The organism is Synechococcus sp. MIT S9452, assembly GCF_047304245.1.
Taxonomy (GTDB): domain Bacteria; phylum Cyanobacteriota; class Cyanobacteriia; order PCC-6307; family Cyanobiaceae; genus RCC307.
Window position 1 is genome coordinate 445,694 of sequence record NZ_CP138956.1, and the last position, 26,181, is coordinate 471,874.

At 57.6% G+C, this 26,181-nt stretch carries 32 protein-coding genes; 20 read left to right on the forward strand and 12 right to left on the reverse strand.

Translation table 11 applies throughout. The features are described from left to right. Positions 1-24 precede the first annotated feature (24 nt). Positions 25-303 carry an Hfq-related RNA-binding protein gene (locus SIB46_RS02280; protein ID WP_413296936.1) on the forward strand — a complete coding sequence of 93 codons (279 nt, stop codon included), beginning with the start codon at positions 25-27 and terminating at the stop codon, positions 301-303. 8 nt (positions 304-311) lie between these two features. After that, positions 312-2,906 carry a leucine--tRNA ligase gene (gene leuS, locus SIB46_RS02285; protein ID WP_413296937.1) on the forward strand — a complete coding sequence of 865 codons (2,595 nt, stop codon included), beginning with the start codon at positions 312-314 and terminating at the stop codon, positions 2,904-2,906. 6 nt (positions 2,907-2,912) lie between these two features. Here the strand turns inward: leuS and SIB46_RS02290 are convergent, their stop codons facing one another. Continuing rightward, entirely contained in the window at positions 2,913-3,317 is a 405-nt protein-coding gene (locus SIB46_RS02290; protein ID WP_413296938.1) for a hypothetical protein, read from the reverse strand. Positions 3,318-3,362: 45 nt separating this feature from the next. Between SIB46_RS02290 and SIB46_RS02295 the strand changes: the two genes are divergently transcribed. Continuing rightward, positions 3,363-3,830: a DUF427 domain-containing protein gene (locus tag SIB46_RS02295; protein ID WP_413296939.1), complete on the forward strand. Its 468-nt coding sequence runs from the start codon at positions 3,363-3,365 to the stop codon at positions 3,828-3,830. Between the two features lie 12 nt (positions 3,831-3,842). Here SIB46_RS02295 and SIB46_RS02300 read toward each other — a convergent pair whose 3' ends face one another. Continuing rightward, positions 3,843-5,279 (reverse strand): FAD-binding domain-containing protein, encoded by a 1,437-nt coding sequence (locus SIB46_RS02300; RefSeq protein ID WP_413296940.1) that lies wholly within the window; start codon positions 5,277-5,279, stop codon positions 3,843-3,845. Between the two features lie 1,822 nt (positions 5,280-7,101). Here SIB46_RS02300 and SIB46_RS02305 point away from each other — a divergent pair. Next, entirely contained in the window at positions 7,102-7,284 is a 183-nt protein-coding gene (locus SIB46_RS02305) for a hypothetical protein (protein ID WP_413296941.1), read from the forward strand. A 160-nt stretch (positions 7,285-7,444) separates the two neighbouring features. Here SIB46_RS02305 and SIB46_RS02310 read toward each other — a convergent pair whose 3' ends face one another. From SIB46_RS02310 to SIB46_RS02320, 3 genes are all read right to left on the reverse strand, one after another. Beyond that, the gene (locus tag SIB46_RS02310; RefSeq protein ID WP_413296942.1) at positions 7,445-7,711 is read right to left on the reverse strand and encodes a hypothetical protein; all 267 of its coding nucleotides are present in this window, start codon (positions 7,709-7,711) and stop codon (positions 7,445-7,447) included. A 504-nt stretch (positions 7,712-8,215) separates the two neighbouring features. After that, entirely contained in the window at positions 8,216-8,353 is a 138-nt protein-coding gene (locus SIB46_RS02315; RefSeq protein WP_413296943.1) for a hypothetical protein, read from the reverse strand. Positions 8,354-8,482: 129 nt separating this feature from the next. Beyond that, entirely contained in the window at positions 8,483-9,025 is a 543-nt protein-coding gene (locus SIB46_RS02320) for a rhomboid family intramembrane serine protease (protein WP_413296944.1), read from the reverse strand. A 42-nt stretch (positions 9,026-9,067) separates the two neighbouring features. Here SIB46_RS02320 and SIB46_RS02325 point away from each other — a divergent pair, with 42 nt between their 5' ends. The 7 genes from SIB46_RS02325 to SIB46_RS02355 all read left to right on the forward strand — a co-directional run bounded on the left by SIB46_RS02325 (position 9,068) and on the right by SIB46_RS02355 (position 13,823). Then, positions 9,068-9,691, forward strand: a complete 624-nt coding sequence (locus SIB46_RS02325) for a 2OG-Fe(II) oxygenase (protein ID WP_413296945.1) — start codon at positions 9,068-9,070, stop codon at positions 9,689-9,691. 54 nt (positions 9,692-9,745) lie between these two features. After that, entirely contained in the window at positions 9,746-9,925 is a 180-nt protein-coding gene (locus SIB46_RS02330) for a hypothetical protein (protein WP_413296946.1), read from the forward strand. A 1-nt stretch (position 9,926) separates the two neighbouring features. Then, entirely contained in the window at positions 9,927-10,343 is a 417-nt protein-coding gene (locus SIB46_RS02335) for a thiol-disulfide oxidoreductase DCC family protein (protein WP_413296947.1), read from the forward strand. A gap of 34 nt (positions 10,344-10,377) precedes the next feature. Next, positions 10,378-11,304: a cation diffusion facilitator family transporter gene (locus SIB46_RS02340; RefSeq protein WP_413297689.1), complete on the forward strand. Its 927-nt coding sequence runs from the start codon at positions 10,378-10,380 to the stop codon at positions 11,302-11,304. 81 nt (positions 11,305-11,385) lie between these two features. Then, entirely contained in the window at positions 11,386-12,504 is a 1,119-nt protein-coding gene (locus SIB46_RS02345; RefSeq protein ID WP_413296948.1) for a phosphotransferase enzyme family protein, read from the forward strand. Further along, entirely contained in the window at positions 12,505-13,038 is a 534-nt protein-coding gene (locus SIB46_RS02350) for a DOMON-like domain-containing protein (RefSeq protein WP_413296949.1), read from the forward strand. Next, positions 13,038-13,823: an N-acetylmuramoyl-L-alanine amidase-like domain-containing protein gene (locus tag SIB46_RS02355; RefSeq protein ID WP_413296950.1), complete on the forward strand. Its 786-nt coding sequence runs from the start codon at positions 13,038-13,040 to the stop codon at positions 13,821-13,823. Before SIB46_RS02350 ends, SIB46_RS02355 begins: the two co-directional genes overlap by 1 nt. Positions 13,824-13,844: 21 nt before the next feature. On the opposite strand, the gene SIB46_RS02360 is transcribed toward SIB46_RS02355, so the two are convergent. Beyond that, positions 13,845-15,197 carry a hypothetical protein gene (locus SIB46_RS02360; RefSeq protein WP_413296951.1) on the reverse strand — a complete coding sequence of 451 codons (1,353 nt, stop codon included), beginning with the start codon at positions 15,195-15,197 and terminating at the stop codon, positions 13,845-13,847. 175 nt (positions 15,198-15,372) lie between these two features. Between SIB46_RS02360 and SIB46_RS02365 the strand changes: the two genes are divergently transcribed. Next, on the forward strand, positions 15,373-16,110 hold the full coding sequence (locus SIB46_RS02365) for a queuosine precursor transporter (protein ID WP_413296952.1): 738 nt from the start codon (positions 15,373-15,375) through the stop codon (positions 16,108-16,110). On the opposite strand, the gene SIB46_RS02370 is transcribed toward SIB46_RS02365, so the two are convergent. The 4 genes from SIB46_RS02370 to SIB46_RS02385 are packed head-to-tail and all read right to left on the reverse strand — an operon-like array spanning position 16,085 to position 18,054. After that, entirely contained in the window at positions 16,085-16,753 is a 669-nt protein-coding gene (locus tag SIB46_RS02370) for a class I SAM-dependent methyltransferase (RefSeq protein WP_413296953.1), read from the reverse strand. The two genes, SIB46_RS02365 and SIB46_RS02370, sit on opposite strands and share 26 nt — an antisense overlap. 2 nt (positions 16,754-16,755) lie before the next feature. Then, positions 16,756-16,986, reverse strand: a complete 231-nt coding sequence (locus SIB46_RS02375; protein WP_413296954.1) for a hypothetical protein — start codon at positions 16,984-16,986, stop codon at positions 16,756-16,758. Beyond that, positions 16,986-17,630 (reverse strand): methyltransferase domain-containing protein, encoded by a 645-nt coding sequence (locus SIB46_RS02380; RefSeq protein WP_413296955.1) that lies wholly within the window; start codon positions 17,628-17,630, stop codon positions 16,986-16,988. Before SIB46_RS02380 ends, SIB46_RS02375 begins: the two co-directional genes overlap by 1 nt. Beyond that, positions 17,614-18,054: a cupin domain-containing protein gene (locus tag SIB46_RS02385; protein ID WP_413296956.1), complete on the reverse strand. Its 441-nt coding sequence runs from the start codon at positions 18,052-18,054 to the stop codon at positions 17,614-17,616. The genes SIB46_RS02380 and SIB46_RS02385 overlap by 17 nt, the downstream gene beginning before the upstream one ends. A gap of 124 nt (positions 18,055-18,178) precedes the next feature. Here SIB46_RS02385 and SIB46_RS02390 point away from each other — a divergent pair, with 124 nt between their 5' ends. Genes SIB46_RS02390 through SIB46_RS02410 form a run of 5 tightly spaced genes read left to right on the forward strand, consistent with a single transcriptional unit; the run spans position 18,179 to position 20,837 of the window. After that, a complete protein-coding gene (locus SIB46_RS02390; protein WP_413296957.1) occupies positions 18,179-18,622 on the forward strand; it encodes a nuclear transport factor 2 family protein in 444 nt (147 codons plus the stop codon). Next, positions 18,619-19,437 carry a PfkB family carbohydrate kinase gene (locus SIB46_RS02395; protein WP_413296958.1) on the forward strand — a complete coding sequence of 273 codons (819 nt, stop codon included), beginning with the start codon at positions 18,619-18,621 and terminating at the stop codon, positions 19,435-19,437. The genes SIB46_RS02390 and SIB46_RS02395 overlap by 4 nt, the downstream gene beginning before the upstream one ends. Before the next feature lie 7 nt (positions 19,438-19,444). After that, on the forward strand, positions 19,445-19,702 hold the full coding sequence (locus SIB46_RS02400; protein WP_413296959.1) for a hypothetical protein: 258 nt from the start codon (positions 19,445-19,447) through the stop codon (positions 19,700-19,702). 2 nt (positions 19,703-19,704) lie between these two features. Then, positions 19,705-20,232 carry a PAP/fibrillin family protein gene (locus SIB46_RS02405; protein ID WP_413296960.1) on the forward strand — a complete coding sequence of 176 codons (528 nt, stop codon included), beginning with the start codon at positions 19,705-19,707 and terminating at the stop codon, positions 20,230-20,232. Beyond that, on the forward strand, positions 20,229-20,837 hold the full coding sequence (locus tag SIB46_RS02410) for a hypothetical protein (RefSeq protein ID WP_413296961.1): 609 nt from the start codon (positions 20,229-20,231) through the stop codon (positions 20,835-20,837). Before SIB46_RS02405 ends, SIB46_RS02410 begins: the two co-directional genes overlap by 4 nt. On the opposite strand, the gene SIB46_RS02415 is transcribed toward SIB46_RS02410, so the two are convergent. Together SIB46_RS02415 and SIB46_RS02420 are read right to left on the reverse strand one after the other, a co-directional pair. Next, positions 20,755-23,316 carry an AAA family ATPase gene (locus tag SIB46_RS02415; protein WP_413296962.1) on the reverse strand — a complete coding sequence of 854 codons (2,562 nt, stop codon included), beginning with the start codon at positions 23,314-23,316 and terminating at the stop codon, positions 20,755-20,757. The genes SIB46_RS02410 and SIB46_RS02415 overlap by 83 nt on opposite strands. Before the next feature lie 2 nt (positions 23,317-23,318). After that, positions 23,319-24,479: a metallophosphoesterase family protein gene (locus SIB46_RS02420; protein ID WP_413296963.1), complete on the reverse strand. Its 1,161-nt coding sequence runs from the start codon at positions 24,477-24,479 to the stop codon at positions 23,319-23,321. A gap of 290 nt (positions 24,480-24,769) precedes the next feature. Here SIB46_RS02420 and SIB46_RS02425 point away from each other — a divergent pair, with 290 nt between their 5' ends. From SIB46_RS02425 to SIB46_RS02435, 3 genes are all read left to right on the forward strand, one after another. Then, complete coding sequence (locus SIB46_RS02425) at positions 24,770-25,135, forward strand: hypothetical protein (RefSeq protein ID WP_413296964.1); 366 nt, start codon at positions 24,770-24,772, stop codon at positions 25,133-25,135. A 118-nt stretch (positions 25,136-25,253) separates the two neighbouring features. Further along, the gene (locus SIB46_RS02430) at positions 25,254-25,547 is read left to right on the forward strand and encodes a hypothetical protein (protein WP_413296965.1); all 294 of its coding nucleotides are present in this window, start codon (positions 25,254-25,256) and stop codon (positions 25,545-25,547) included. Between the two features lie 364 nt (positions 25,548-25,911). After that, a complete protein-coding gene (locus SIB46_RS02435; protein WP_011935577.1) occupies positions 25,912-26,181 on the forward strand; it encodes a hypothetical protein in 270 nt (89 codons plus the stop codon).

The window sequence follows — 26,181 nt, forward strand, 5'->3', positions numbered from 1 at the left end:
GCTTTGGCCACCTGATCTGATCGTATGGCCCCCGACCACGAACTCGACACATCGCTTCCTGGGGTGCGGCTGCTGCAGCAGTGGATCCGCCAGCGGCGCACGATCAGCATCCTGCTGGCCAGCGGCAGCGAACTGCAAGGGCGGCTGTTGTGGCAGGACAGTGAATTTCTGGCGCTGCTGCTAGCGGGTGCGGAACGGCCTGAGCTCCTAGCTCGCCGGCGGATTGAACGGATCCGCTCGCTGGATGGGGACCCATCAACGGCGACAATGCCGACTCCGCGGCTGCCGTTGCCGCCCATCTGACCCTGCCGATGGCCAGTTCCGAGTCCCGTTACAACCCAACGTCTCTGGAGCCGAAATGGCAACAGCGGTGGCAGGAGATGGGACTGGACCAAACCCCAGAGCCCAGTGCAGATCGCTCAGACAATTTTTATGCCCTGTCGATGTTTCCCTATCCCTCGGGGAACCTGCACATGGGCCATGTGCGCAACTACGTCATTACCGATGTCATCGCCCGCTTGATGCGGCTTAAAGGCAAGCGGGTGTTGCATCCCATGGGCTGGGATGCCTTTGGGCTCCCGGCTGAAAATGCCGCTATCGAGCGTGGTGTGGATCCAGCTGACTGGACCGACCGCAACATCGGCCAAATGCGCAAGCAACTGCAGCGGCTCGGCTTATCGATCGACTGGTCGCGCGAAGTGGCGACCTGCCACAGCGACTACTACCGCTGGACCCAGTGGCTGTTTTTGCAATTTCTCAACGCCGATCTGGCGTACCGCAAAGAGGCCACCGTCAATTGGGACCCCATTGACCAAACGGTGCTCGCCAACGAACAGGTGGACGCCGATGGGCGCTCTTGGCGATCGGGAGCACTGGTGGAAAAGAGAAAGTTGCGCCAGTGGTTTTTGAAGATCACCGCGGTTGCCGATGAACTGCTCGACGATCTCGAGCAACTCAAGGGATGGCCGGAGCGCGTGCGCACCATGCAGGCCAACTGGATTGGTCGCTCCAGCGGCGCCACCTTGCGCTTCGCCATCGAAGCCGATGGCAAGCAGGCCATCGAGGTGTTCACCACCCGCCCTGACACGGTGTTTGGCGTCAGCTATGTGGTGCTCGCCCCAGAGCATGACCTCGTTGATCAACTCACCACGCCAGAGCAACGCAAGGCGGTAGAAACATTCCGCCAAAGCTTGCAATCCATCAGTGAGCAGGACCGCGTGGCTGACGATCGGCCCAAGCGCGGTGTGGCCACCGGCGGCACGGTGCAGCACCCCTTCACCGGCCAGGCGGTGCCCGTTTGGATCGCCGACTATGTCCTGCCCGACTACGGCACCGGCGCCGTGATGGGCGTTCCTGCCCATGACAGCCGGGATTTTGCCTTTGCCAAGCAATACGACCTGCCGATCACCACGGTGGTCGTTGAGCCAGGGCACGCATCTGACTCCGGTGAACCCAGCGAAGCCTTCACCGGTGTTGGGGAGCTGGTGGGCTCCGCTGAATTCGATGGGCTGCAGGGGGAGCACGCCAAAGCCGCGATCATCAAAGCCGCCGAACAGCGCGGGGTTGGTGCCGCCAAAATCACGTTCCGGCTCCGGGATTGGTTGATCTCAAGGCAGCGCTACTGGGGTTGCCCGATCCCGGTCATCCATTGCGATGATTGCGGCGTCGTTCCAGTGCCGGAATCCGACCTGCCGGTGGAACTCCCCCGTGATGTGGACCTCAGCGGCAGCGGCGGCAGCCCGCTTGAGCGTGCCACCGAGTGGAAACAGGTGCGTTGTCCCAAGTGCGGCAAACCCGCCACGCGGGAGACCGACACCATGGACACGTTTATGTGTTCGAGCTGGTACTACCTGCGTTACACCGACGCCAACAACGATTCAGCCCCATTCACCACTGGCAGCATCGATGCCTGGATGCCCGTGGATCAGTACGTCGGCGGCGTTGAGCACGCGATCTTGCATCTGCTGTATTCCCGCTTTTTCACCAAGGTGTTGCAGCAACGCAATTTGGTGAGTTGCTCAGAGCCATTCCAAAAGCTATTGACGCAAGGAATGGTGCAGGGGGTGACCTACCGCAATCCCAAGACCCGCAAGTACATCGCTCCCAGTGCTGTAAGCGATGTCAACCAACCAACCGACCCCGAAGACGGCGAAGCGTTGGAGGTCTTCTTCGAGAAGATGTCGAAGTCGAAGTACAACGGAGTTGATCCAGGAGCCGTTGTGGATCGCTACGGCGCTGACACCGCTCGCATGTTCATCCTGTTCAAAGCTCCACCGGAAAAGGATCTGGAGTGGGATGACGCCGATGTGGAAGGGCAATTCCGCTTCTTGCAACGCATCTGGCGCCTGTGTGATGGAGCCAAAGCCTCTGGTTTGCAGTTGCAATCGCTGCTGCCGCTGCCAGCTGAACTCACTGATGCCGAAACCGATCTGCGAAGGGCAGTGCACACCGCGATCGAAGCCGTCAGCGACGATCTCCAAGGTGATGAATTGCAGTTCAACACCGCCGTCTCTGAGCTGATGAAACTCAGCAACGCCATGGGCGGACAACTCGATGCTGTGTCTGCTCCCGTGGCCCAGGAAGCTGTGCGCAGTTTGCTGCTGCTACTGGCTCCCTTTGCTCCGCACCTCGCTGAAGAACTGTGGGAGCAACTGCAAGGCAGTGGCAGCATTCATCAACAGCGCTGGCCGGAGGTGGACGCCTCGGCATTGGTGCGCGACACGATCACCGTGGTGTTGCAGGTGAAAGGCAAGGTGCGCGGCAATTTGGAGGTGCCCGCAGCCATCGGCAAAGACGAGCTAGAGCAGGTGGCCCTCGCCAGTGACGTCGCCAAAAAATGGCTGGAAGGCAATCCCCCCAAGCGGGTGATTGTGGTGCCGGGCAAGCTCGTCAACTTGGTGCCCTAAGCCCGCTCAGTGGTGGTGGTGTCCACCCGAGTGGACCTCTAAAAACTGCTGCATCGTGCTGCAGGGCATCCACTGCTCACCACCAGGGCCGTGGGGATGGGCACCCTCACAACCCATCTGGCGCGCACGCGCTTCAGCTTCTTGCCGGGTTGAAAACATCAGCGGCGCTTCGGCCCGATGGCTTTGCCCACCCAGCTGAATCGGACCCATGCCGACCATGCCACCCCAAATCAACCCCATGGTCGTGAATCCAGCGGTGATCACCCCCATGCTCACCACTCCCAACGACACAACACCCATTGGTACGACTCCGATCGCGATGATCCCCATGGGCACCACACCCACTGAAACGATCCCCAAAGGAGCGATGCCGGTGGCCACCAGCTTGGGTTGATGCGAATGGGAATCCATCAGCTCAGGCTAGGTAGGTTTTAAGGGATGACAGGCAACAGAGTGATGGCTGAGCGCGTTGCGGATTACCCACGGCCGCCAGCATTGGTGAGCTCGGATGCCGTGATCGAAGTGGCGGCTTTGGGGGTGGTGATTTGCAGTACCCAACGCAGTTTGCGGGTGCTGGAAACCTTCCATCCACCCACCTACTACCTCCCTCCTGACAGCTTTCGCTGCGATTTGCTGGTTCCTGGCCGGGGCCGCAGCTTTTGTGAGTGGAAAGGCATCGCGAACTACTGGGATTTGCTCGTGGGAGAGCAGCGTCTAGAAGGGGCCATTTGGAGTTATGAGGGGCCGAGCAATCGGTTTGCCGAGCTGGCTGGTTGGTATGCCCTCTACCCAGGTCGCATGGACCGCTGCCAGGTCAACGGCGAAGCCGTGCAACCCCAACAGGGGGGCTTTTATGGCGGCTGGATCACATCAGATCTGATTGGCCCTTTTAAGGGTGATCCAGCTCACCCCGAATTGATTTGAGGCTCCCCGCCATCACCCCAACTCCAAGCTGAGCTGCCCGTTGTCCACAGGTGGCCGGGGCCGGCGCCGGCGGCGAGAACCATGGCGGCGCTGAATCGCATCGGCTTCGCAGCGGTACCCCTTGCCCTTCCGCAGACCCCAAACCTGATCACGGGCTTGGCGGGCGGCCAATTCGTAATCAACCACGGGCTGTGGATAGCTCTCAGGCGGCTGAGGCAGCAGCCAGGGGGTGTGGATCCCGGAAACCGGAACATCCTCCAATTCCGGTAGCCATTGGCGGATGAATGTCCCCTCGGGGTCGTGATCAAGGCCTTGCTTGATCGGGTTGTAGATGCGAACGGTGTTGATGCCCGAGGTTCCCGATTGCATCTGGCACTGGTTCCAATGGATGCCGGGCTCGTAATCGACAAACAAGCGGGCAAGGGCTTCACCGCTCTGCCGCCAAGGAATCCAGAGCTGATAGCTCGCCACCGACATCAGCATGGCTCGCATGCGGAAGTTGATCCAGCCGTGGTGCCGCAGGGCACGCATGCAGGCATCCACAAATGGCCAACCGGTGCGCCCGTCTATCCAGAGCGCGAGCCGCTGAGGATCATCGGCGCGCAAACCGTCGTAGGCGCGGTGGGCATTTTGATATTCAAGCGACGGCTGACTCTCCAGTTTCTGAATGAAGTGGCAGTGCCAATGGAGGCGTTCGATGAAGGCTTTCGGCCCCTTGTTCAAGCGCGTGATCTGCACGATTTCGCGCATGGACATCGTGCCAAAGGTCAGGTGAGCCGAGAGGCGAGAACAGGATTCAAAGGCAGTTAGCGGACTGGAAAGTTCCTTGGCGTAGCGGCGGCCTCGATGCTGCAAAAAACTCTCCAGTAGGGCCAGGCCTTGGGAGCGCCCGCCCCGCTGCCGACCTGGGCATGGGTCGCTTGGGAGCTTGAGCTCGTCGGAGCTGGGAATCCCACCGGGATCAATGCCATCCAGCCTGGGCAAGGCTGCCGAATCGGCGCAAACAGGTTGACGCATCAACAACTCCCAAGCAGGAGCCCAACCATCCCGGGTGCCCATGGCTCGGATCACGCCAAAGCAACGGGGTTGATGCCAGGGAATGCCCTGCTCATGGCACCAATGGGCCACAGCCCGATCGCGGCGATAGGTGAAGTCGTTGCCAGTTTCCTGGTGGCTCCAGAGTTGGGCGATGCCGCGTTGGCGCTGCAGTGCCTTCAGCACCTCCAAGGCTTCACCGGTTCGGATCACCAAGGGCTGACCGAGAGCAGCCAAGGCCTCGCGCAGCTCCGCCAGGGATTCAGCGCAAAACTCCCATTGCCGAGCCGAAGCATCTGGCTGGGCCCAGAACATCGGCTCAACGATGAAGAGCGGCAGCACGGGCCCCGACCGACTCGCCTGCGACAGCGCAGCGTGATCAATCGTGCGCAGATCCTTCTTAAACCACACCACCTGTAGTCCTGGACTACGTTGTCTTGCCTTTTTGTGGGTTAGACAAGAGTTAGACAAGACCCTTGGTTAGACACGCTAAAAAGCTAGGCAGTACCTATGTTCTGCTGTGGGTCATCTGTCCTGTTTTTGACCGTTAGAGGGGATGCGAGTTCTCTTGACCCAGCAGTCCTCAAACCCAAGAAGGCGAACTGCCTGTAGGAGGTCTAGCTGCTTGTAGTGGATGCCTTCTGCAGGAAGGTCATTGAAGTCTTCCTTCTCAGGGTCATAGAAGGTGAACCACTTCTTTGGAGCGTCGTGGTCAACAAAAATCTCGAAGTGCGGATACACAGTTAGAACCTTGCAAATCAGGTGCAGAAAGAACTGACCAGGGTCGTAGCTGTGGAGCTGCAATCAGGGAGTCCTTCCTCATCACTGAATGACTCTCGGCAGAGTCGGGAAGAAACTCCGCCATGCGGCTGGTCTTGCTGAAGGCTCGCGCCTCGCTCGCTCTACACGGGCAAAACAAATCAGGCTTAGCAGAATAAGCAGGCTTTGTATGCACAGCAGTAGCAATCGGAGTGGACCGATGCAGATGACCTATCTGCCTTGCGCTGTGTCCCTGCTCGCGTCACCAGTCCAAAGGCATTGCGCCCACTGCGTCGGTCTCTAGGGAATTCCCGACCCACCCCATGGGGAGGATTGGCGCCTCGTATATACGAATTAAGGGCTCAGACATTTCTGTCATTTTTTTTACGACTTCCTTGTCCAGGATTTCTTGGCTTGCCTTATCAAATGCATCAGAGACTTCTCTGTGCCTATCGCCAAACATCTGACATATTCCGACGGACCTCTAGAAACGCTGCTCTAGGGTCATGTCACGCCATCGCTTGGCTTGCTCTAGGTCTATCTCATCCATTGTTTTGTATTTCACTCCTCTCATCCAATCATTTGGATGAGGCTTTCTAACTCGCTTTACCCGTGGAACTCTCCAGCCTCTTTTAAATACCCAAATTATGAACGACCAAAGACCGCATAAAAGGTAGAAGAGAAATAGCAGTAGAACTATTTCCATAGGTCTTTATCCATTATCCCAGTCCTCCATATCCTTCCTCAGTTGAGCGAAATTAGACAAGGTCTGGAAATCGTCTGTTATTTGAATCAATGGTGGTTTAGATGAAACAGGTCAGCGGCATCGTAATAATCGATGGTTTCTCTGCCTTCGCTTTCCTGCTTAGCGTTGAACACGTCAACCTTCTTGTGTAAGTTGATTTGGATAAAGCACGTCACCACATCGTTTATCCATTCCTGGAACTCTTGGTTGACAGACATTGGTGTGCTGGTCTCTGACCCTTCCAAGCTGGCTTAGAAGGCAGCAGAGCGAATCCCATGAAAGGGTGAACCGCAGCCCTGTCCACTAACCCGTTCAGGGGAATTGTTAACAGCAAATAAAAGCTCGTCGGAGAATAATCAGATAGGTAGACATCCCCAACGCACTCCCTAAATTCCCACTACCAATCAGAGTCCACCAATGGCAGAAAGTCTCGGTTGTTACTCGAAAGAGGACCTACTGATGATGAGGACTCAGTGGGTACTGAGAAAGCATGAGCAAAGGCTCAAAGCTCTTATGGACTCTGCAGAATTCAGTAGCTATTGGCCTAAGGAATCCAGGGCCAAAGAGGTACTGCTTATAGCCAGGGAATCAAACAGGAGAGCCTGGAGGCAGGTAGGCAGGGAGCTATATCCAAGCCAAAAGACGGCCTAGAGATTTAGAGAAAACCGTACCTAAAACAACACCAGTTGTAAAAACTGGCTGGCTACGGTTTTGGCATCAGTAGTTAAACCAATGTCCACCTGGTGGGTTGCGGAGTTCAATAACGGTGAAAGGCTTCAGGTCTGCACCGCGACAGAACTTAAGTACGAGGCTTTCCAAAAGCTCTCAAAGATGTTCCCGGATAGAGAGCTTGTCTCTATCAGCACGGAGGAGGAAGAGGCTCTCTTGCTAGATGAGCTGGGAATGAGGAGCTGATTAGGTCAGCTCTTTTCCCAAGACCTCTCTAGTCGGGACCTTCTATTCCCAAACGTTTTGGGCCATTGAGAGGTTATGCGCCAGAACTTGAAGGCCAATGAGCCTCCCACCAAAAGCCAGCCGACAAAGATGAGAATTTGGTTCTCCATCGAATACAAGCTCAAGGCTCGGGAAGAGGCGGAATAGCAGGCAGGTCGCCTGAAGCGTTGAACGGTCCTTTCTTGACCGTTGGGTAGGACTGCGGTCTTGTGTCTACACCGAGCGTAAAGAGGTTTTCAAAGCCAGCTCGTATGTCACGTCTCAGCTTTTTGTCGGGCAAGCCGACTGCAGCAAACATCCCGAGAGGACCGAAGAGGAAGCCAGCGAGAAGCCATTGGATGCGGTCATAGCCCTTTTCATCAGCGATATAACCGGTGAACAGGGCCACCAGGAGTAACGCGAAGAAAGCCAGAACCCACACGGTGATACCTGTTTGTCTCCTATTGGTAGCTAATCAGCCAGTATCACGCAGGCTTCATTTACTGAATACTTGTACCTGGGTTCCATGTCACACCAGTCCCCGTCCTCCGTCTGTCTTACATAAGTGAAGTAGTCCACGTGGTCAGGATTAATCCCTTCCAGCAGCAGACCATTGAAAAGAGTTGCGTAGCCTTCAACAATCAGGCAGCATCCAGCGTCAGAACAGTGTTCCTGGTACAAGCGTGAGAACTCATCTTTGATATAGACGTCGTAGCCAGTTTTCCTAGACATTACTAATCCAGGTCTTCTTTTCAATCGAAGCTATCTCTTGAGCCAGCTTTGTTGCGTGACAAATGATACTTACAGCCTCCTTTCTGCCTGCAATCTCATGTGCCTTTTTCATCAGTAAAAGGTATTTTTTATTCAGTTTTTCTAGATGGGAATCCATTGTTTTCAAGTCGTAGTCATACGACTATTCAGGGTCTGGTTCCGGCTCAGGAGGCGGTGGAGGCAAGGGATTGCCATTGGTGTCTTCCATGCCAACTTCATCAACAACCTTGGAAGCCCAGGAAGGGTCAGCGTCTTCCAGTTCAAACTCAACGAACTGCATCCGCGTTGTGTAAGCGCACATCAGTAGAGAGCCTCACGAGCAAAAGAGTTCCTCTTGCGTTGAGAAGCTCGCTTACGTACTGGGGAAGGGTGTGACGTACAGACTTGAACCACACCACCTGCAGCCCACTCATCTCGGCACCTCAGGTGGAGCTGGACGGCGCTGCACAGCCCAGGCGGCGATCAAGCCACCGGCAAAGCCGGAGATGTGGCCGATCCAACTCACGCCTGGCGGATTGAGGAAGGGCAGCAACGCAGGTAGCAAACCTCCATAGGCGAGCAGGCATCCCAACGACACAATCACGCTCAGCGGCCGCCTCTCCAGCCAGCCGATCAACAGCAAATAACCCAGCAGGCCATAGACCACACCGGAGAGTCCATGGCTTGCCACCGGCACCAGCAGCCAGACCAAGGCCGCCGTGGCATACACACCGAGCCAGACCGCCACATAGGCCCGAACACCATTGAGTAGGACGAGATAAGAGAGCGGGAGGAACCAGAGGCTGTTGGACAGCAGGTGTGACCAATCGCTATGGCTAAAGGGCGCTGTCAGCACACCCCAAAACGGCCCGCCATGGACCATCGGCAAGGCCCAACGGCCTCCAAACAGCAGCTGGTCGAGACTTTCTTGAAGCCAGGCAATGCCCAGCAGCACTAGCGGCAGCAGCAGCATGCCGGCGCATCAAGGACCCGTATTCAAACGAACCCAAAGCTCATGCGGTTGATCGGCACTTATTCCAACGCTGGCTTGCAAGCCACAGCAGATGCCGCCTTGGCGTTTTATGAGCGCCGCCCCGATCTACACAGCAGCGGGCTCAGCTTTGGCGACGACCCCAACAACCCACGCAAGGTCTCGACAGACATTTCTTTGGTGTGGGTCGACCGCAGCGATCCAGAGGCCTTTGGCATTAGTGATCTGTTGATGCGAGCTGTTTCCGCTGGATTGAATCAATACCTCAAAGAACGGGAGCTCTTCACTCAGGTGACTCCGGAGGGATCGTTGTTTGTGGTGCCCCTGTTCAACCTGCAGCGCTACGCACCTGGTGAAGGCTTCAAGGCATGGCATGCCGACTGGAGCACCGCTGATGACATCACCCAACCGATCCGCCGGGTTTTGGCTTGGATCCTTTATCTCAACGATGTCGACAACGGCGGCACTGAATTTCACTGGCAAGATCACCACATCGAAGCCCGCCGCGGCACCCTGGCGATTTTTCCGGCGGGCCTCAGCCATGTGCATCGCGGCCGGGTGAGCCAAGAGCAGACCAAAACCATTGCCACGGGCTGGATCAATGCGGGCAGCCTGGATGGCTTTGTGGACCAGCTCAAGCAGGCCTAGCCACGCTGTCACTCAACACTTCGTAACATTGGTAAAACAGTTCGGCGTCACCCCATGCTTCCGCTGAATCGCGAATTTTCCGTTGCCCTGCACGAGCGTTCGATTGATGCCTGCCAAGACATCGAAGAGCTGCGTGATGTGGCCAAATCACTGCTGCGAATCTGGCAGCTACAGGCCTCGGTGAGCGAGACCTACGGTGCCGAACTTCTTGGCTTCAAGCGCAAACAGATCTGAGATGGCTGAGCTGACAGTTCTGTTTGATGGCGGTTGCCCCCTCTGCATGCGGGAGGTGAAGACCCTCAAGCGTCTCGATGGAGATCGTCAGCGGCTGGCTTTTGTTGATATTGACGACCCCAATTATTCCCCTGATCAGCACCAGGGCATTAGCTATCGCCAGGCCATGGGCCGGATTCATGCGATTGCCGGTGATGGTCAGATCGTTACCGATGTGGCTGTCTTCCGGCGCGCCTACGGATTGGTGGGCTGGGGTTGGTTGTATGCACCAACCAATTGGCCAGTGCTCGGCCCTGTGGTGAATGCGCTCTACGGCTGGTGGGCAGCTCAACGGTTGCAACTCACGCGCCGGCCCAGCCTCGATCAGCTCTGTGACAGCCGCTGCGACATCACAAGATCGTCGGCGCCGATCAACTGAGGCATCAAAATTCAAAAATCAGAGGTTGTTTGGGCTGACCATGCGTTTGGCCAGTGCCCGCTCCTATGCGCTGCTGTCCGTGGCGGCGGCACTGCTGACCATTGCCCTCAAGACCCTGGCTTGGGCGATCACCGGCTCGGTGGGCTTGCTCTCTGATGCCCTTGAATCTTGCGTCAACTTGGTGGCAGCGCTCACGGCGTTTTGGGCCTTAGGCCAAGCCTCCAAACCGGCTGATCGCAACCACAGCTTTGGCCATTCCAAAGCGGAGTACTTCTCCAGCGGCCTGGAGAGTGCCCTGATCGTTGTGGCCGCAATCGGAATCATCTGGGCCGCCGCAGGCCGCCTTCTCCATCCCGAACCGATTAGCTCGGTGGATCTGGGCTTAACGCTCTCATTGATCGCTACGGCGCTCAACGGCGCTGTTGCCTGGCTGCTCCTGCGGGCCGCGCGACGATTCCGTTCGATCACGCTGCGGGCCGATGCACAACACCTGCTGAGCGATGTGTGGACATCGGTGGGGATCGTGGTGGGGATCGTTCTGGTCAAGCTCACAGGCTGGCTCGTGCTGGATCCATTGATCGCCATTGCCGTGGCCATCAACATCACCCTCACCGGAGTGCATCTGTTTCGAGAAACAGCCTCGGGATTAATGGATCATTCACTCCCTGAGGCGGAACTGCAGAGCCTGGAGTCGCACCTCGCCCAGCGCAGTGGCAACGGGATCGACTTCCATGCCCTGCGCACCCGCGTGGCTGGATCAAGGCGATTCATCTCTCTGCACGTGCTGGTGCCCGGTGGCTGGAGCGTCAAAGAAGGCCACGACTATTGCGAAACCATCGAGCGTGAAATCGCTGGGCTGGTGCCTGAGTCGCACGTGTTTACCCATCTCGAGCCAATCGAAGATCCGCTGAGCTGGCAAGACCGCAACTTCCGCTGGGATAACGAGACCGAGCCGCTCTAATCAACCAACAGAGGATCTGGCACTGAACTGGTCTGATTTTGGTCTCACCAGTGCCAATTTGAGCCTTGATCCTCTTTCGGCGTGCAGAAGTCACAGCCCCAAGACGAGCTCACCAGCATTGCCCGCTGGTTCACTGGTCATGGCGAGATCGCCTCGATTCAGCCCCTGGGCAACGGCAATGTCAACGACACCTTTTTGGTGGAACACGGCGATGGGGTTCCCCAGCGCTTTGTGATGCAGCGCATCAACACCTCGGTGTTTGAACGTCCAGAAGAGGTGATGCACAACCTCGTGCAAGTCAGCCAGCACGTGGAGCGCAAACTCAGCCAAGAACCCTCTCAGCCAGGAGAGCGGCTGTGGGAGATGCCGCGGGTGATTCCCCTGCATTTTCGCGAGGGGCATTGGGTGGAAGCCGAAGGCTCCTTTTGGCGCGGCATCAGCTACATCGGTGCGGCAATCAGTGTTGATGTGGTCAGCAGCCTCAAGCAGGCCTACGAGGTGGGCTACGGCCTTGGCATGTTCCATCAGCTGATCGCTGATCTCCCCAGCGAGCAGTTGCGCGACACCCTGGAGGGTTTCCACATCACCCCCACCTATCTGGCTGATTACGAGGCCATTGCCGCGAAGGCTGCCGCCCCACTCACCACTCAGGAAAACCACTGCCACCGGTTCGTTGCTGAACGTGCGCCATGGGCATCGGTTTTGGAAGATGCCAAAGCTGCTGGCGAATTAAGCCTGCGGCCCATCCATGGCGACCCCAAGGTCAACAATTTGATGATGGATGCCAAGTCAGGCAAAGCCATTGCCCTGGTGGATCTCGATACTGTGAAACCAGGCCTGGTGCATTACGACATCGGCGATTGCCTGCGTTCCGGTTGCAATGCCTTGGGAGAGGAAACGCTTAAACCCGAAGAGGTGGTGTTTGACCTCGAGCGATGCGAAGCGATTTTGAGCGGCTACCTGGAAACAGCAGGACAGACCCTGAGCGAAGCCGACCACCGCTACCTCTTTGATTCGATCCGCTTGATCCCGTTTGAATTGGGGTTGCGCTTTTTCACTGATCACCTCAATGGAAACCGCTACTTCAAAGCGGATCGAGAGGGCCACAACCTCGATCGGGCCCTGGTGCAATTTGCTTTGACCGCCAGCATCGAAGCGCAAGAAAACGAGATTCGAGAGCTGCTCGATCAGCTGTGCTGAATGACCTGGCAGCAGCTCATCCCCTTCGGAGACACCGCCCCAGCCCATTGGTGTTTGCAAGCACGCCTCAACCGCCTCAGCACGAGCAGCCTTGCTTTGGACTATGACCTTGTGGCTTCAGCGGCTGAGGTGATTTGGCCTGACACCTCCACCAGCCCTCAACGCCGTGATGAGCTGTGGCACAGCACATGCCTGGAGCTGTTCATCGCCACCCCCGGTAGTGCCCCCTATTGGGAGATCAACCTCTCACCCAATGGCGATTGGAACGTTTACCAGCTCAGTGGCTATCGCCAAGGACTGCAGCCGGAACCATGCATCGAGTGCGTCCAGATGAACGCGCAATCAGCTGCTGATCGCCACCAGCTGCACGCCACCCTGGAGCTTCCACCAGCACTACTCGCAGCGAGCACACTGCAAGCCAACCTTTGCGCGGTGCTGCAACACGTGAACACCACCACGAGCTATTGGGCGGTGTGCCATACAAGCCACGAGGCTGACTTTCATGCCCGCTCTGGCTTTGTGTTGGAGGTGTGATGCTCTGGTTTGCGCAAGCTGCTGCGGCAGCGGTGATCTACCTCGGTGGTTCAGGCCAGCTAGCTGAACAGGCGGTTCACAGCAACCATGGCGATGTGGGAACCACCATGGTGCAGCTCACCCGCCGCTGGCTTGGGGCTCCCTACCGAGCCTTCAGCCTGGATCAATCCCCTCAGGAGCGCTTGCAGGTGGATTTGCAGGGCTTCGATTGCTTTTTGTTGGTGGAGCAAGCACTGGCGTTGGCCCGCAGCCAAACCAAAGCCGGGTTTGAGGAGGAGCTGCAGAACCTGCGCTACGGCGGCCAAGCAACCGACTACTGCCACCGGCAGCACTACTTCACCAGCTGGGCCCAAACCGCCATCGAGCAAGGCGCGATCAGAAACCTCAACCCAGCTCTTGCGGGTATGACGACTCGCCAACGACGCCTCAATTTCATGAGCCGTCACCCCGGCAGCTACCAGCCCATGCAACAGCAACACAACCGCAACTGCATTGGCCAGCTGGAGCGCAACTTGCAAGTGGACCAGAGCTACATCCCGTTGAAGGCTCTGCCCGCGGTGTTGCCCAAGCTGCGCAATGGCGACATCTTTGCCCTGGTGACTGACATCGATGGATTGGATGTCACCCATGTGGGCCTGGTGGAACGCAAAGGCAACCAAGTGAACGGTCTGCATGCGGCTCCTGGCCATGGGGTGATTCGCAGCCCTGATCTGGTCCGCTATGGACGATCGATCGACAATGTGATCGGGATGAGTTTCTTCCGCCCTTTAGGAGCAAAACAGTAAGAGACCCAAGCCAATCAAGATTTAATCGATAATGCTCTCATACAGAACCCGCATCAACATGCGGATACCGTCATCGCTTTTAAGCTTCGCGAAATCTGGCTCTCCCGACAAATGAAACTCCCTCAGGTCGCTTAATAACTCGGGGTGAAACTGAAAGCTAAAGGATCGACGAAGCTCCTTGGTTTCTCGATCAACATACGTAATACAGGTTGCCGCAACCTCTGTGCATTTTTTACCTTCGGCAAATGTAGAGCAAAGGATTTCAATTGACCTTGGCAGGCTTAGCAACCAAGACAAACTGGATAAGCCAATTAGATGCCTTGACGGATGCAGAGCTCGATGCAGTTGGGAATAAGCCCAATTTGCAAACAAAATCGCCTCTTCATTAACTTCATCACTATGAAACATCACGATATTGAGATCCTTTTCGTAGGAAATTGACTGCTCAACAATGCCGTCATAGGCATCACTGGTCTCCACATGCTCTGCAAGAAGATCTTTGAAATCAGCTGAGGGGTGGGTCCCATCATGTTCGTAGTGATGTAGCTCACAATGGCCGACCTCAGGTACCTCATTAAGAGCTACAGCAAAACAATCATCGTCCCAACCTCTGGCGACAGCCTCACCATTTTTGTGGATCTCCAAATTGCTGCCAACCGCTTCAATCTCCCCGACACAGCTTGACAGCAGCTCCCGCTGAAACTGACTAAGACCACACACTGTTGACAGCTCAGAGCGAATGGCTGCAACTCCTTTTTTAATCAGGTTGACATGAGCTTGAGCAGACAGCTGATGCCCAATACAGATGAAAACATGAGGCGCACTTTTGTGGCTTCTCGCTGTCAGGAGATTTTCGATGACAAACTGAAGCTCCTTGAGGCTAATGCTTTGCCCCTCAAAGCTCGCCGGGTCTTTGGCGGTTGGATAGCCTCCTTCCACAAATACAGCCAAGCAAGTCTCAAAAATATGGCTTAGTTTTTTCTGATCAAGCTGCCCCAGCTTCCAAAGTGGGAACAACACAGAATCGCAGTCAGCGATAATCCGACATAAATAGGCAATATTGCTCGAAGCCCTGACATCTTCTTTGGCAGAATTCTGACCAACATTACTCGCCGGCTCAATAATACAGACCGCGTTTTTATAGGCACTCGGGTTGTTAATCAGCCAATCTAAATCAGCCTCCGATTCGACAACCTTCTCGTAGGGTGTCTCCCCCCAGCTCGCACCACGTTTGTCCTGTTGAAATTGTTTGATCTGCTCATCCAGAAGGCTTTTTGACAATCTGTCTTGTAGAAAATGTCCTATCAGCGATTGAATTGTCGCAATGTTGTCAGTATTGGTATTCAACCAGGAAGTATTGGTTCGCCAGCTCATTGAATTGAATCGACCACGCCAATTCTATCTGCAATCTGATTGTGAGAAGTAGCGCAGGGAACTAAAACGATATGGAAAAGCTCTTGTCACTCCGTCTTCACCTCAAAATGGCGACATGCGAAGCCAAGAGCGATTCCCCGAGTCAAGATCGTTTCAGAAGCAGCGCTAACAACACTTGAGCACCCCATCAGAGGCTGATATCGCACAACGCCGCGATCTTGCCTTCTTGATCCTGGCCGGTTTGTTCCTCGGAACGATGGGGATGTTGAACATCCTTGGGCTGACGCGCTTTTTGACGCTTGGGACGATTGGTCAGTGGCCGATTGTGGTGGCCATTGGCGCGCTTCCCTATCCGATCACCTTTCTCTGCACCGACTTGATCAGTGAGCTGTGGGGCGAGCAGAAAGCCTCCCAACTGGTTTGGGTGGGGCTATTGCTCAATGGCTGGGTGGTGTTGATCCTCTGGCTCGGCGGGCTCTTGCCCGGCACCGATGGCGATGTCTTCTTTGCTGTGCAACGGCTTGCCTTTGGAGCTGTTGGCGCCTCGATGGTGGCCTACATGGTGGCCCAGTTCACCGATGTGCGTTTGTTCCATTTCTGGAAACGCCTCACCAAAGGGCGTGCCCTCTGGCTGCGCAACAACGGCTCCACCTTGGTGAGTCAACTGGTGGACACCACTGCTGTGGTGCTGATCAGCCACTACGCCGGCCATGTCTTGCCGGTGAATCTTGAGGAACGGCTGATGCCGCAACTGATCGGGTTCATTGCCAGTGGCTACCTGTTCAAGGTGCTCGCCGCCTTGCTCGACACTGGGCCTTTGTATGTGCTCGTGCATTGGCTGCGCCAGTGGCTCGAGATCCCGGGGGAGGGCAGCGAGATCAGCAACATCAAGCCAGTTGCCCCCACACTGTGAGGTAGCGGTCCTCCCGCTCCATCACCTTGAGTTGCGGCAATTGGGCCTGCTGCAACTGCTGTTGCACCTCCTCCGCATTGAAAGCCGCCCGCAGGGAAGCTTCATAGTCGCGTTTGAGCACAGGCGGTGCCGTGGCCGCATGGAGCTCCACCAACTGCTGAAGCTCCTCTTCGCTATGGGGACGCCGCAGGTCGTGAATCACCACAACGCAACCTGGAGCGGCCACCTGCTTGATGCAGTCCCACAGCACAGCGGGCTCGTGCAAGTGGTGCAGCAGGCTGTTGCTCACCACAGCGCTAAACCCACCAGGGAGTGTGGGGTCAGGCAAACAGGCTTGTTGCCAATCCAGGCGCCTGGCTTGATCACTCCCTAAACACTTCGCATATTCCTGGGCTAACGCCAGCATCTTGGGCGCGCCATCAACACCCACCACCTCGATCTGCTGCCAGCGCTGCACCAACAACAACGCGATGTTGCCTGGCCCGCAGCCCAGATCGATCACCCGATCCCCTAGGCCAGCTGGAAAGCGCTGCGCAATCCACTCCACCAAGGCTTGATCGCTCTGGGAAAAATCCGCAGCGGCATAGGCCTCCACCTGGTCGGTGGCATTCATCAATTCCGGTTCAATTTGGCGGTTCAGCATCGTCAGTTCACGTACAGGGTTCGGGCTTTATCGAGAACAGCCAAAAGATCGTGATCGGCAAGCCTCAACGCCTCTGGCCACAGGCCGGTGAGCCATTGGCGAAAGCGTTCGGCATCGCGGCCATCCCCCCGTTGCCACGGCTCAAAAAAGGCTTCTTGGGATGCCAGCACCCGAAATTTGAGAAATTCCAGCAGCCTGGCTCGCAGCCGCAGCTGCTCCTTGGGATCCAACATCAGGCCGGCTTGGTGGCGATGACCGCGAAAAAGGGATCGCCTTTGCCACCAATCCAGCCCATCACCCCACTGGCCTGGGTGTCTTCAGCGATCAGTTCTGGTTGCGGCCAGCCCTGAGCCATCAACACCTCAGCCACGTAGCTGAGGTGGTCCCGATCGGAGCCATCAGCCCAAATCTGGGGCGCCTTGGTGAAAAACATGCGATTGCTAAACGCCACGATCAGCTGGGAATCAGGGCGCAACACACGCCATAACTCTCGGGCCACCGCCTCGGGCTGTTGCAGGTATTGCCAACCCGCCACGATCAAGCAGGCATCCACACTGGAATCCTCCAACGGCAACTGTTGATCGCGGTTGAGGTTTTGGCGCCAGCGCTGGTCCAGTCGGGGGTTGGCTTCCAATTCAGCGCTGTTCAATCCATGGCCGATGACCTTTTGGTAATTGATCTCGTCGGGCAGATGGCTCACCCAACTGCTCATCAAGTCGAGCACCACGGCACAGGGGGGAATCCTCTGGCGGTAGAGCTGCGTTAAGCGGCGGCGAAACGCCTCATCGAGGTGCTGAACAAAGCGGGGCTCGGCATAAAACAGATCGTCATTGCTTTCGTCCCATTTGCGGCGTTGGTCCTCAGTCAGTACGGCCATCGCCAGCAATCAATTCGAAGTCATCAAAACAAAATCCTGGCGACACCGTGCAATGCACCAGGCTCCAGTCGCCGAGGCTGCGAGCGCTTTGCCATTGATCCGCCTTGATCAATTGCCAAGTGGGCTGCGGGAAAGGCCCGAGCTCGAGCGTTTCCACGGGCCCGCCGTTCTGCTGACGCAATAACTCCACAGGGGCACCGGCGCTGTAGTGCCAAATCTCATCGGCTCCCAAGACCCGATGCCAGGCGCTCACCACACCAGCTGGCAGTAAAAAATCGATCACCGTGGAGGCCTGTCGCTGCTGGCCGTCACTGCGTTGAACCACCACGTCAGAGCGATGGCACTCGCGGTAGAAACCACCCTCAGGGTGGGGCTGCAGCTGTAGATCGCGGATCAGCTGCTCGCTAGGACTGAGTTGAGACACAAAAAAAGCCCCGTCTGCACGGAGCCTCTGGGGGTGTGTGAGGAGTAGCTGGTGGGCTACATCTCCAATGTCGTCTCAAAAGTCTTGAACTGGACTTGCTGCGGGACGCTTGGCACAGTGGCCTATGCCCCGTACCGCTGTGATGCTGCCCAACCGCGAACGACTTCAGCAATTGTTCGACAAACCGTATGGCCAGCCCGCTCCAACGGAAGCCCAGTGGCGCGAGTTCTACGCCGAGGGGGTGCATTTCATTGACCCCACCCAAGAGAAGGAGGGTCTTAAGGCATACCTCGATGCCCAAGAAGGGTTGGTGAAACGCTGCGACGACGTGATGCTCAAACCCGCTGCGCTGGCCATTGAGGGGGATGTGGCCTTTGTGGAGTGGACCTTGGGCCTGAAAATCCGCGGCATCGAGTTTGTCTATCCCGGGGTGAGTCGCCTCCATTTCGATGGGCAAGGGTTGATCGATGATCACCGCGATTACTTCGATTTCGTGGGTCCCACCTTTGGTCCGGTGCCCCTTCTTGGCCCCTTCGTGCGCTGGATCTATAAGCGCTTTGTCTCATGAGTCAGCTGGCGGTGGTGGGGCACACCGAGTGGGTGGAATTCCTGCGGGTGCCGCACCTGCCAAAGCCGGGGCAAATCCTGCATGCCGAAGGGCTGTTGGCTCAGCCCGCTGGTGGCGGAGCGGTGGCGGCCGTGCAGCTGGCTCGCTTGGTGGGCAGTGCCCACTTCATCACCGCCCTGGGCCGGGATTCCCTCGGTGAGCAAGCCCTTGAGCAGCTCCAATCGCTTGGGCTCAAGGTGTCGGTGGTGTGGCGTGATCAGCCCACCCGCCGGGCCATCACCTATATCGATGCCGATGGTGAACGCAGCATCACCGTGGTGGGGCAGCGCTTGAGCCCGCACGCGAGCGATCCATTGCCATGGGATGAGCTCGCCCACTGCGATGGGGTGTATGTCACAGCCACTGATGCAGCCGGCCTGCGGCTGGCGCGCCAAGCAGCGGTGCTGACCGCCACCCCGCGCACAGGGTTATCGGTTTTGGAGGAGTCGGGCGTTCAGCTCGATGCCTTGATCGGCAGTGGGCGCGATCCGAGCGAGCAGGTGCCAGAGGGATCCCTGAGCCATGCCCCCACGTTGCGGATTGCCACCGAAGGGGAGCAGGGGGGCTGGAGTGAACCAGGGGGGCGCTTTGCCGCAATTCATCGGGGGGACCCCCAAGGCGACACCTACGGAGCTGGAGATTGTTTTGCAGCCGGTGTGACAGCAGGTTTGGCCATGGGCATGGCATCCACTGACGCCATTGCACTGGGTTGCCGCTGCGGTGCCAGCTGCATCGATGGGGTTGGCGCTTACGCAGCGATGATGGAGCAACTCTGAGGCATCCATGGCTGGGATCCGCGATCGGGACTTTCTGACGGCTTGCGCTCGTTTAGCCAGCTGCCTCAACCTCAGCGCTGCTGCCACGCGTCAGCGGGTGGACGTGCAGGCACGCAAGGAGGGGTTGCGCGATCCCAAAGAGAAACTCGCCTTGGTGGAACGCCTGTTGGAGGAAGCCAAGCAGGATCAACAGAAGCAGGAAGCCCGCCTCGATGATCAATTGGAGGCCCTGGAATCCGAGGCCTACTTCCTCACCGAAGATTGAGCATGGAAAGCGAGTTGCTGGCGCTGCTGCAAGACGCCAAGCCCAATCGCGACCGGCTTGATGCCCTGATCAAGGATCTAGAAGCTGCCGCCAGCATTGATCTCATCGATGCTCAGCAACAGCAGCAACTCGAGGGGGTTTGGGAGTTGCGCTGGAGCAGCTCCAGTCAGCCCTATCTGCAGGTGCAGCCCTGGCTTGAAAATTTGCAGGTGTTGATGCCGAGTCAAGGCCGCGGCATGAACCTGTTGCGATTGCCGCCACCATTGGCCGCAGCAGGGGTGGCTGTGGAAGCGGAGTTAACCCTGGAACCTCCCAAACGGGTTCTGGTGCGGTTCCGGCGCGGCGGCCTGCTGGGACCACAACTGGCAGGCTGGCGAGCCAATTTGATGGCGAGCATCAAGCAAAGCTTTCCGGCTTGGCTTGATATCACCGCCCTCAGCGATGAGCTGCGCATTTGCCGCGGGCAGAACGGCACGTTATTTGCTCTGCGTAAGCGCCATGATCTCGAGGCCTCTGCCTTGCTCCCTTGAGTCGACGCGCCCTGCTTGAGCACAACAGCGGAGAGTGGCATGGACTGTTTATCCGCCTGGATCATGCCGGCGTTGAGCAAACCCGCTTCAACACGGTGCTGCGAGTGGAGGAAGAAGCCGACCAGGTGGTTGCTGCGCTCACCGATTGCAGCAACGGACAAACCCGCACGATGCGCTTTGGCGAACTACCCGCTGCGATGCAGGTGGACCCTGCAGGCCATTGGAGCCTGGGTCCGGATCCCTACACCCCTTGGAATTGGAACCATGAACTGTGTCTGACGGTGGGCCAGCAGCGCCGGCGTTTAATCGTGCGGGGCAACAGCGGTGGACTGCAGTCACTCGTATTGGTGCAAGAGGCCCGCGGAGGTATTCAGCTCGCAGATCCAGAGGATCCATTGCGCTGCTCGATCGACAGCCAGGGCGATCGCCACTGCTGGAACTTGCGAGCGGATGTGCAATTGGTGCTGGATGGCCGCAACTGTTCACTGCGATGGCAACAAGCCAATGGAAGCTGGCTGGCGATTACGCGGCACTACGGCGCTGATGGAGCGCTATTGGCGTTGCCATCCGCAGCGGCAGCTGGTGCAAAACATCCGGCGCAATAGCGGCACTGAAGTTCGGATCACAGCTCAGTAGCAACACCTGAACGCCTCGCTCGCGGGCGCGCAGCAACATGGCGTTAAGGGCAGCCCAGCGGCTGGGGTCGACATTGGTGAAGGCATCGTCGAAGAGCACCGGTAGAACGCCGTCGTAGGCCGGTGCCAACACCTCAGCCATGGCCAAACGCACAGCAGCAGCCAACAGCTCCCGGGTTCCGCCGCTGAGATCCTCGAATCCCCAAGCAACGCCTGAATCCCGTTGCCAATCGAGATCCACGAAGCCTTGGCGCGGATCAAACCGCAGGCCAAGACGGGATGGGGCCTTGGTGAAACAACGCAGATAGGCCTCAAGGGATTCAGCCAAAGGAGCGCTATAGCTCTCCGAGAGCTGGGCCTGCTCCTGCTCAAAGGTTTCAAGCAGCAGATTCAGCATCCGAGCTTCATCCTGCAGGCTTTGGCGCTGCGAGGCGCAATCCTCCAGATCAGCCCGGGCCAGCTCCAGCAATTCCTCTAACCCCCGCTCCCCTTGGCTTTCCAGAAGAGCCCGGCTGGCGGCCCGCTGCTGCAGCCATTGATCACGTTGCTGTTGAACCGCAACGGCGCTCAAGCCATCAAGACGCCGCACACCCTGATGTTGCAGTTGCTCATCGAGCTGTTGCAGTTGCTGCTGCCCCTGCCGGAGCTCCTGCTGCAACAGGGCCACCTGCTGGCGAAAGCTCTCCAATCCACCATGGCTTTGCTGCAATTCGTCCAACACGGTTTGAGCCCGGGTTTGGTGTTGCAAGTCGCTCTGGCAGGAGGCTTGCCATTGCTCCAACTGCTGGCGCTGCTGAGTGAGCTCGGCTTCGGCTTGATTGCGCTGTTGCCGCAACGCTTTGCCCTGGGGCACTAGGGCATCCAGCTGCTCCCTTAGTTGGCCTAACTCGGCATCTTTTGGCGGTTCGGGCAAAGCAGCGATCTGTTGGCGCAGTTGATCGACAGCAACGGCTCCTTGCTGGGAGCGGAGTTGCCGCCATTCGGCGATCAACTCGCGGCGTTCGCGCTCGCAGGCTTGGGCAGCCTCCACATCGGGCAGGTTCCAACGCTGCAAAGCTGCGGAAAGCTGCTGTTCCAACTGGGCCTTGGCTTGGCGCAACTGCTGCAAGCGACCAGCTCCGCCAGGACGAATCTGCAAGACAAAATCACCGGAAGCCGAGCGCAATTCAGCGTCTTGATCGAGATCGAGCGAATCCCCCGCCGCGAGTGGTTGGTCGTTGAGCAACAGGGGCTGATCGCTCGCCGTGAGCTCAAGACCAGTGCTGAGGCTCGCCAAGGCAACGGCCGCATCGTGATGGGAGCGCTCGAGCTTTTGCAGAGACGCCAGATCCGCTGGCTCCAGCGCTGGGAGCTGCTCAGCCCTCTGCTTGAGCTCAGCGCAACGGGTGGCCAGCGCTTGCAGCTGATCAGCCTGCTGTTGCAACTGCACAACACGCATCCACTGCTGCAAGGTTTCCGCCTGGGCGATGGCTTGATCCAACGCTTCACTGGCGGTTTTAAAGCTGAGCTCGGTGGCTGGAAGTCCTTGTTGCAGCGCCTCGAGTCGCCCTTGCGCTGGAGCCAGAGTCTGCTGCAGCTGAAGCAGGCGTTCAGCTGCTTGCTCGCCGCGCTGCAATGAGGGTTGCCATTGCGTTAGCTGCTCTTGGGCGCGCTGCTGTTGGTCCTGGAGCTGTTGGCGTTGCTTGAGCAAGGGCAACTGGGCATCAAGGGCCTTTAAGGCACTTGTTGCTTCAGCAAACTCCCGCTGGGCCTGCTGCTGAGCTTGCTCGTCTTGCTCGAGTTGGCTGAGGGTTTCGGCGGCCTTGGCTTCCGCCTTCAGCGCGCGGTCAAGCTCAGAGCCCGCCCGACCTTCGCGTCCCCCATCGGTGTGACTAAGGGACCAGCGCTGGCGAACCAGCTGTTGAAGCTGCTGATCAAAGCCAGATTGGATCGTTTGGGCTTGTTGCTGAAGCTGTTGCAGCAAGCGCTCCTGATCGATCGTGGCCGGAGCCAGGCTCAAGGGATCAACGCCAGCCTGTCCTTGCCACACCCAGAGGTGAGCCCAACGCTCGCGCAAGCGTCCGAGATTGCCGCCACGAACGGCTGTCGCCCCCACCAACTGGGCCAAGCGCTCTTCAGCGAGCTCACCTTCAACAACGGTTCCCGCCCCATCACTGAGGCTGACACTGCCCCGACTCCCTGCAAACGTCTTGCGCAGCTGGTACGTGTCGCCGCCGGCACTGAAGTGCAGATGGATGGTGGGGTCAGCCTCAAATGGGCGTGTGCGGAGCTGGCTCAAGGCAGCACCGGCACTGCGCGCCGGCAAAAACAGCGCCCGATGAATGGCCTCAGCCAAGGTGCTCTTGCCCGTTTCGTTGCCCCCTTCCAGCACGGTGATGCCGCTGGCTAGCTGCAAGCTCAACTGCCGATGCAGGCGCACATGCTCAAGGGTGATCTGAAGCAACTGCATGGTCAGATCTCCTGGGATGACAGCAGTTGCAACTCCCGCAAGGCCAAAACAGCCAAGCGCGATTGTTCAGCATTGTCGTGTTGAAGGCTCTGCTGTTTCAGCGAGCTCACCACCCGAGCAAACAACGGATCACCCGGCCGGTCCAATAAAGGCGCCAATTCGGCATCACTCGGCAAGGTTCGTAGCCGCAGGCGTTGCTTTAAACGCAACAGACGGCTTGAAAGCGAGGTCAACCAAGCCTCCAACCGAGCGGCACCGGTTAAAGACAACTGGCCATCGAGCTCCAGCAGCAGAAGATCTTCGCCACTGCGTTGGCCCAGACGTTGTTGAACCTGCCGCTCCAGCAGCTCCAGATCAGCATCTGCCTGCAACCGCATGCTGATGTGATGCCACTGCAGGGAGCCCGTGGGCTCAATGCTCACGGAAGGGGAGCCGCCAAGCTCGAGTTCCACCAGCAAAACCTGGGAACTGGCGTAGTCGCTGCTGCGAGGAAAGCGATCCTGCTCGGGGCAACCGCTGTACCAAGCATTGGTGCCGACTTGCTTGAGACCGTGCCAATCGCCCAAGGCGATGTAATCGCAGAGACCCTGCGGAAGCTGCTCCAGGGACAGCTGGTTGGAGCTGGCCTCCTGGGCATCAACGGCCGCAAAACTCTGGACGGACCCGTGGGCCAAAACGATCCGGGGACCGCCGGGCAAGTCACTGCTATTGAGCTGCTGCAGCCAGCTGAGCGGATCGTCCACAGCGGCCTGGCGCATCAGAGGACACGGCAACACCACAGCGCCGGCCACCGCTACCGGTTGCCGCTCGAGCAGGATCTGCAGGTTGGGGGCGACATCAGCACTGAGCTCCTGAAACCAGCCCTGATGCCAGAGGCTGCCAGGACCGCCATGGTCGTGGTTCCCGGGGATGACCAAAACAGGAGAGGGGATTTGGCCGATCGCACTCAACGCCTGAGCCACCTCTGAGCGGGCCGGTGCTGGCGAATCAAAGAGGTCGCCCGCCACCAACACGAAATCCAGCTGTTGCTGTTGCACCAGCACCGCCAAGCGCTGGATCACCGCAATCCGAACCTGCTTGAGGCGAGCGCGATGGTCTGGATCAACCACCCGGGCATAGGGCTTGCCGATCTGCCAGTCCGCTGTGTGCAGAAAGCGAACCAAGCGCGGACCCCCAAACACCGCTAGTTCTAGCGTACTAGTGGTGATTCGTCCCCCTGCGCTGTGCCAGAGGCGAAACCCCTTGGCTCAGTCATGAACAGACACAGAAAAAAGAAATAAATCCATGCGAACTGTTGCGCGGATTACAAAACCGCAACAGGGACCCCTTAAGGTCTCCTTAATTATTGGGAGGTCGGTTATTGATTCATATCCCACTTCTCCTGGCTGCAGCGGTTCTCGGCGGTATCCCACTCAATAGCCATGCCGCTTTTTGCCAAGACAATCGCCTTTCCATGGGCGGATTTGACCCTGCCATTGGCAGCGTGACCCTCTGCGAAAAGAATCTGAAAAGAGAAAAAAATTCCTATCTCAATGTCATCAAGCACGAGCTCGCCCATGTGGTTCAACACCGCATGGGGCGCGACGGCGATGCCTTGATGCCCAGTGCGCTACTAGCGCCACTGGTGCGCGAACTTCTGCCTCAAAAAGAGGTGATGGCTGTACTGATGCAATACCCCAACCACGAGATCAACGGCGAACTGGAAGCGCGACTAGCCAGTCGCTACATCCCTTCTGAGCTCATTGCCGTGGCTGTGGTTGCAACTCGGAACTGGGGCCAAGCCCATGGCCACCACGGCGGGGCCCTTGTCAGGAGATAAACCTAGGAACAGAAAAGTTGTTGATTCGCAATGAAATAGCGTGTTGACGCAAAGAAGTTATAAAAGCCCGTCAAAGTTTCAACACATCAGCCATAGTGATAAGAGTTGGTTAGGAGCGATGTCGGCTGGCTTGTTGAATCTGCACAGCCAGCGCTTGTATCGCTTAACCAGCCTGAACGGCGATCCCCATCCTGTTCTGGACGATGTTTACGACAGCTTTGATTCCGCCTGGAGTGATGCATCCTCCTGGTGGCTGAATCATGGCCATACAGAACAAGAACCAATCCCAATTGGTGTCGAAGTCAGTACACGCAGCGGCAGCTGGCGCACTCTGCAATACCCCTGTCAACAGGAGGGTCGGGCCGTTCTATTTCCTCAGCAGGCAATTCGAAATAAGCGCCACAGGGCCTGAGTCTTAGACCAGACAACCAATCCGCTGCTCCAGCAAGCTGACCACTTGCGGCCAGGACAAATGCAGCGGACGGGCTGCACTTTGTCGCTGCAGCTCCTGTTGACAATGCACCAGGATTTGGTGGTGAAGCCGGCTGATTTCTTCGGGCTTGATCTGTGGTGGCAGCTCGCAAATCAAGCGAGGGTGCCCCCATTGATCCGTCAACGTGATGCAAGAGGGGGCAAGCGTCGGCACGACCGGATCCAACTGGTGACTTAGCTCTCCTAATCCTGGTCAGCCGTCAATCGGATGCTTCATCACCATAAATTCCACTTCCTGGCCAGAGAATTTCTGATACCTTCCCAGCATCCCTGGGACACGCTGGTTGGATTTCAGCGGCTACACAGCAGCACAAAAGATCAGTGCCCTGGTGCGCGGGATTGAAGGGGATAAACGCTGGAACACAGCCCTCGCCAAAGCTCCAACGGCAGACGCGATGCTCGATTTGCTGGAATCAGCCAGCAACAAATTGAAGTTGGGACTCAGCCGCCAGGAGCTGGCCACAACTCCTCCCTTGCGGGATTGGCTGTGGTTCAAAAAAAACAAACCACTGTTCACCATTGGCGATGAGCTGCCCCGCTACCGCCAGCAATAA

Coding starts and splice junctions, on each gene's coding strand:
- SIB46_RS02395 (WP_413296958.1), top strand. CDS start 18,619: ATGAGTCAGCTGGCGGTGGTGGGGCACACCGAGTGGGTGGAATTCCTG.
- SIB46_RS02430 (WP_413296965.1), top strand. CDS start 25,254: ATGTCGGCTGGCTTGTTGAATCTGCACAGCCAGCGCTTGTATCGCTTA.
- SIB46_RS02280 (WP_413296936.1), top strand. CDS start 25: ATGGCCCCCGACCACGAACTCGACACATCGCTTCCTGGGGTGCGGCTG.
- SIB46_RS02375 (WP_413296954.1), bottom strand. CDS start 16,986: ATGTTGGATCCCAAGGAGCAGCTGCGGCTGCGAGCCAGGCTGCTGGAA.
- SIB46_RS02335 (WP_413296947.1), top strand. CDS start 9,927: ATGGCTGAGCTGACAGTTCTGTTTGATGGCGGTTGCCCCCTCTGCATG.
- SIB46_RS02370 (WP_413296953.1), bottom strand. CDS start 16,753: ATGCTGAACCGCCAAATTGAACCGGAATTGATGAATGCCACCGACCAG.
- SIB46_RS02290 (WP_413296938.1), bottom strand. CDS start 3,317: ATGGATTCCCATTCGCATCAACCCAAGCTGGTGGCCACCGGCATCGCT.
- SIB46_RS02360 (WP_413296951.1), bottom strand. CDS start 15,197: ATGAGCTGGCGAACCAATACTTCCTGGTTGAATACCAATACTGACAAC.
- SIB46_RS02350 (WP_413296949.1), top strand. CDS start 12,505: ATGACCTGGCAGCAGCTCATCCCCTTCGGAGACACCGCCCCAGCCCAT.
- SIB46_RS02405 (WP_413296960.1), top strand. CDS start 19,705: ATGGAAAGCGAGTTGCTGGCGCTGCTGCAAGACGCCAAGCCCAATCGC.
- SIB46_RS02390 (WP_413296957.1), top strand. CDS start 18,179: ATGCCCCGTACCGCTGTGATGCTGCCCAACCGCGAACGACTTCAGCAA.
- SIB46_RS02315 (WP_413296943.1), bottom strand. CDS start 8,353: ATGCAGTTCGTTGAGTTTGAACTGGAAGACGCTGACCCTTCCTGGGCT.
- SIB46_RS02400 (WP_413296959.1), top strand. CDS start 19,445: ATGGCTGGGATCCGCGATCGGGACTTTCTGACGGCTTGCGCTCGTTTA.
- SIB46_RS02380 (WP_413296955.1), bottom strand. CDS start 17,630: ATGGCCGTACTGACTGAGGACCAACGCCGCAAATGGGACGAAAGCAAT.
- SIB46_RS02320 (WP_413296944.1), bottom strand. CDS start 9,025: ATGCTGCTGCTGCCGCTAGTGCTGCTGGGCATTGCCTGGCTTCAAGAA.
- SIB46_RS02325 (WP_413296945.1), top strand. CDS start 9,068: ATGCGGTTGATCGGCACTTATTCCAACGCTGGCTTGCAAGCCACAGCA.
- SIB46_RS02330 (WP_413296946.1), top strand. CDS start 9,746: ATGCTTCCGCTGAATCGCGAATTTTCCGTTGCCCTGCACGAGCGTTCG.
- leuS (WP_413296937.1), top strand. CDS start 312: ATGGCCAGTTCCGAGTCCCGTTACAACCCAACGTCTCTGGAGCCGAAA.
- SIB46_RS02295 (WP_413296939.1), top strand. CDS start 3,363: ATGGCTGAGCGCGTTGCGGATTACCCACGGCCGCCAGCATTGGTGAGC.
- SIB46_RS02415 (WP_413296962.1), bottom strand. CDS start 23,316: ATGCAGTTGCTTCAGATCACCCTTGAGCATGTGCGCCTGCATCGGCAG.
- SIB46_RS02425 (WP_413296964.1), top strand. CDS start 24,770: ATGGGCGGATTTGACCCTGCCATTGGCAGCGTGACCCTCTGCGAAAAG.
- SIB46_RS02305 (WP_413296941.1), top strand. CDS start 7,102: ATGTCCACCTGGTGGGTTGCGGAGTTCAATAACGGTGAAAGGCTTCAG.
- SIB46_RS02355 (WP_413296950.1), top strand. CDS start 13,038: ATGCTCTGGTTTGCGCAAGCTGCTGCGGCAGCGGTGATCTACCTCGGT.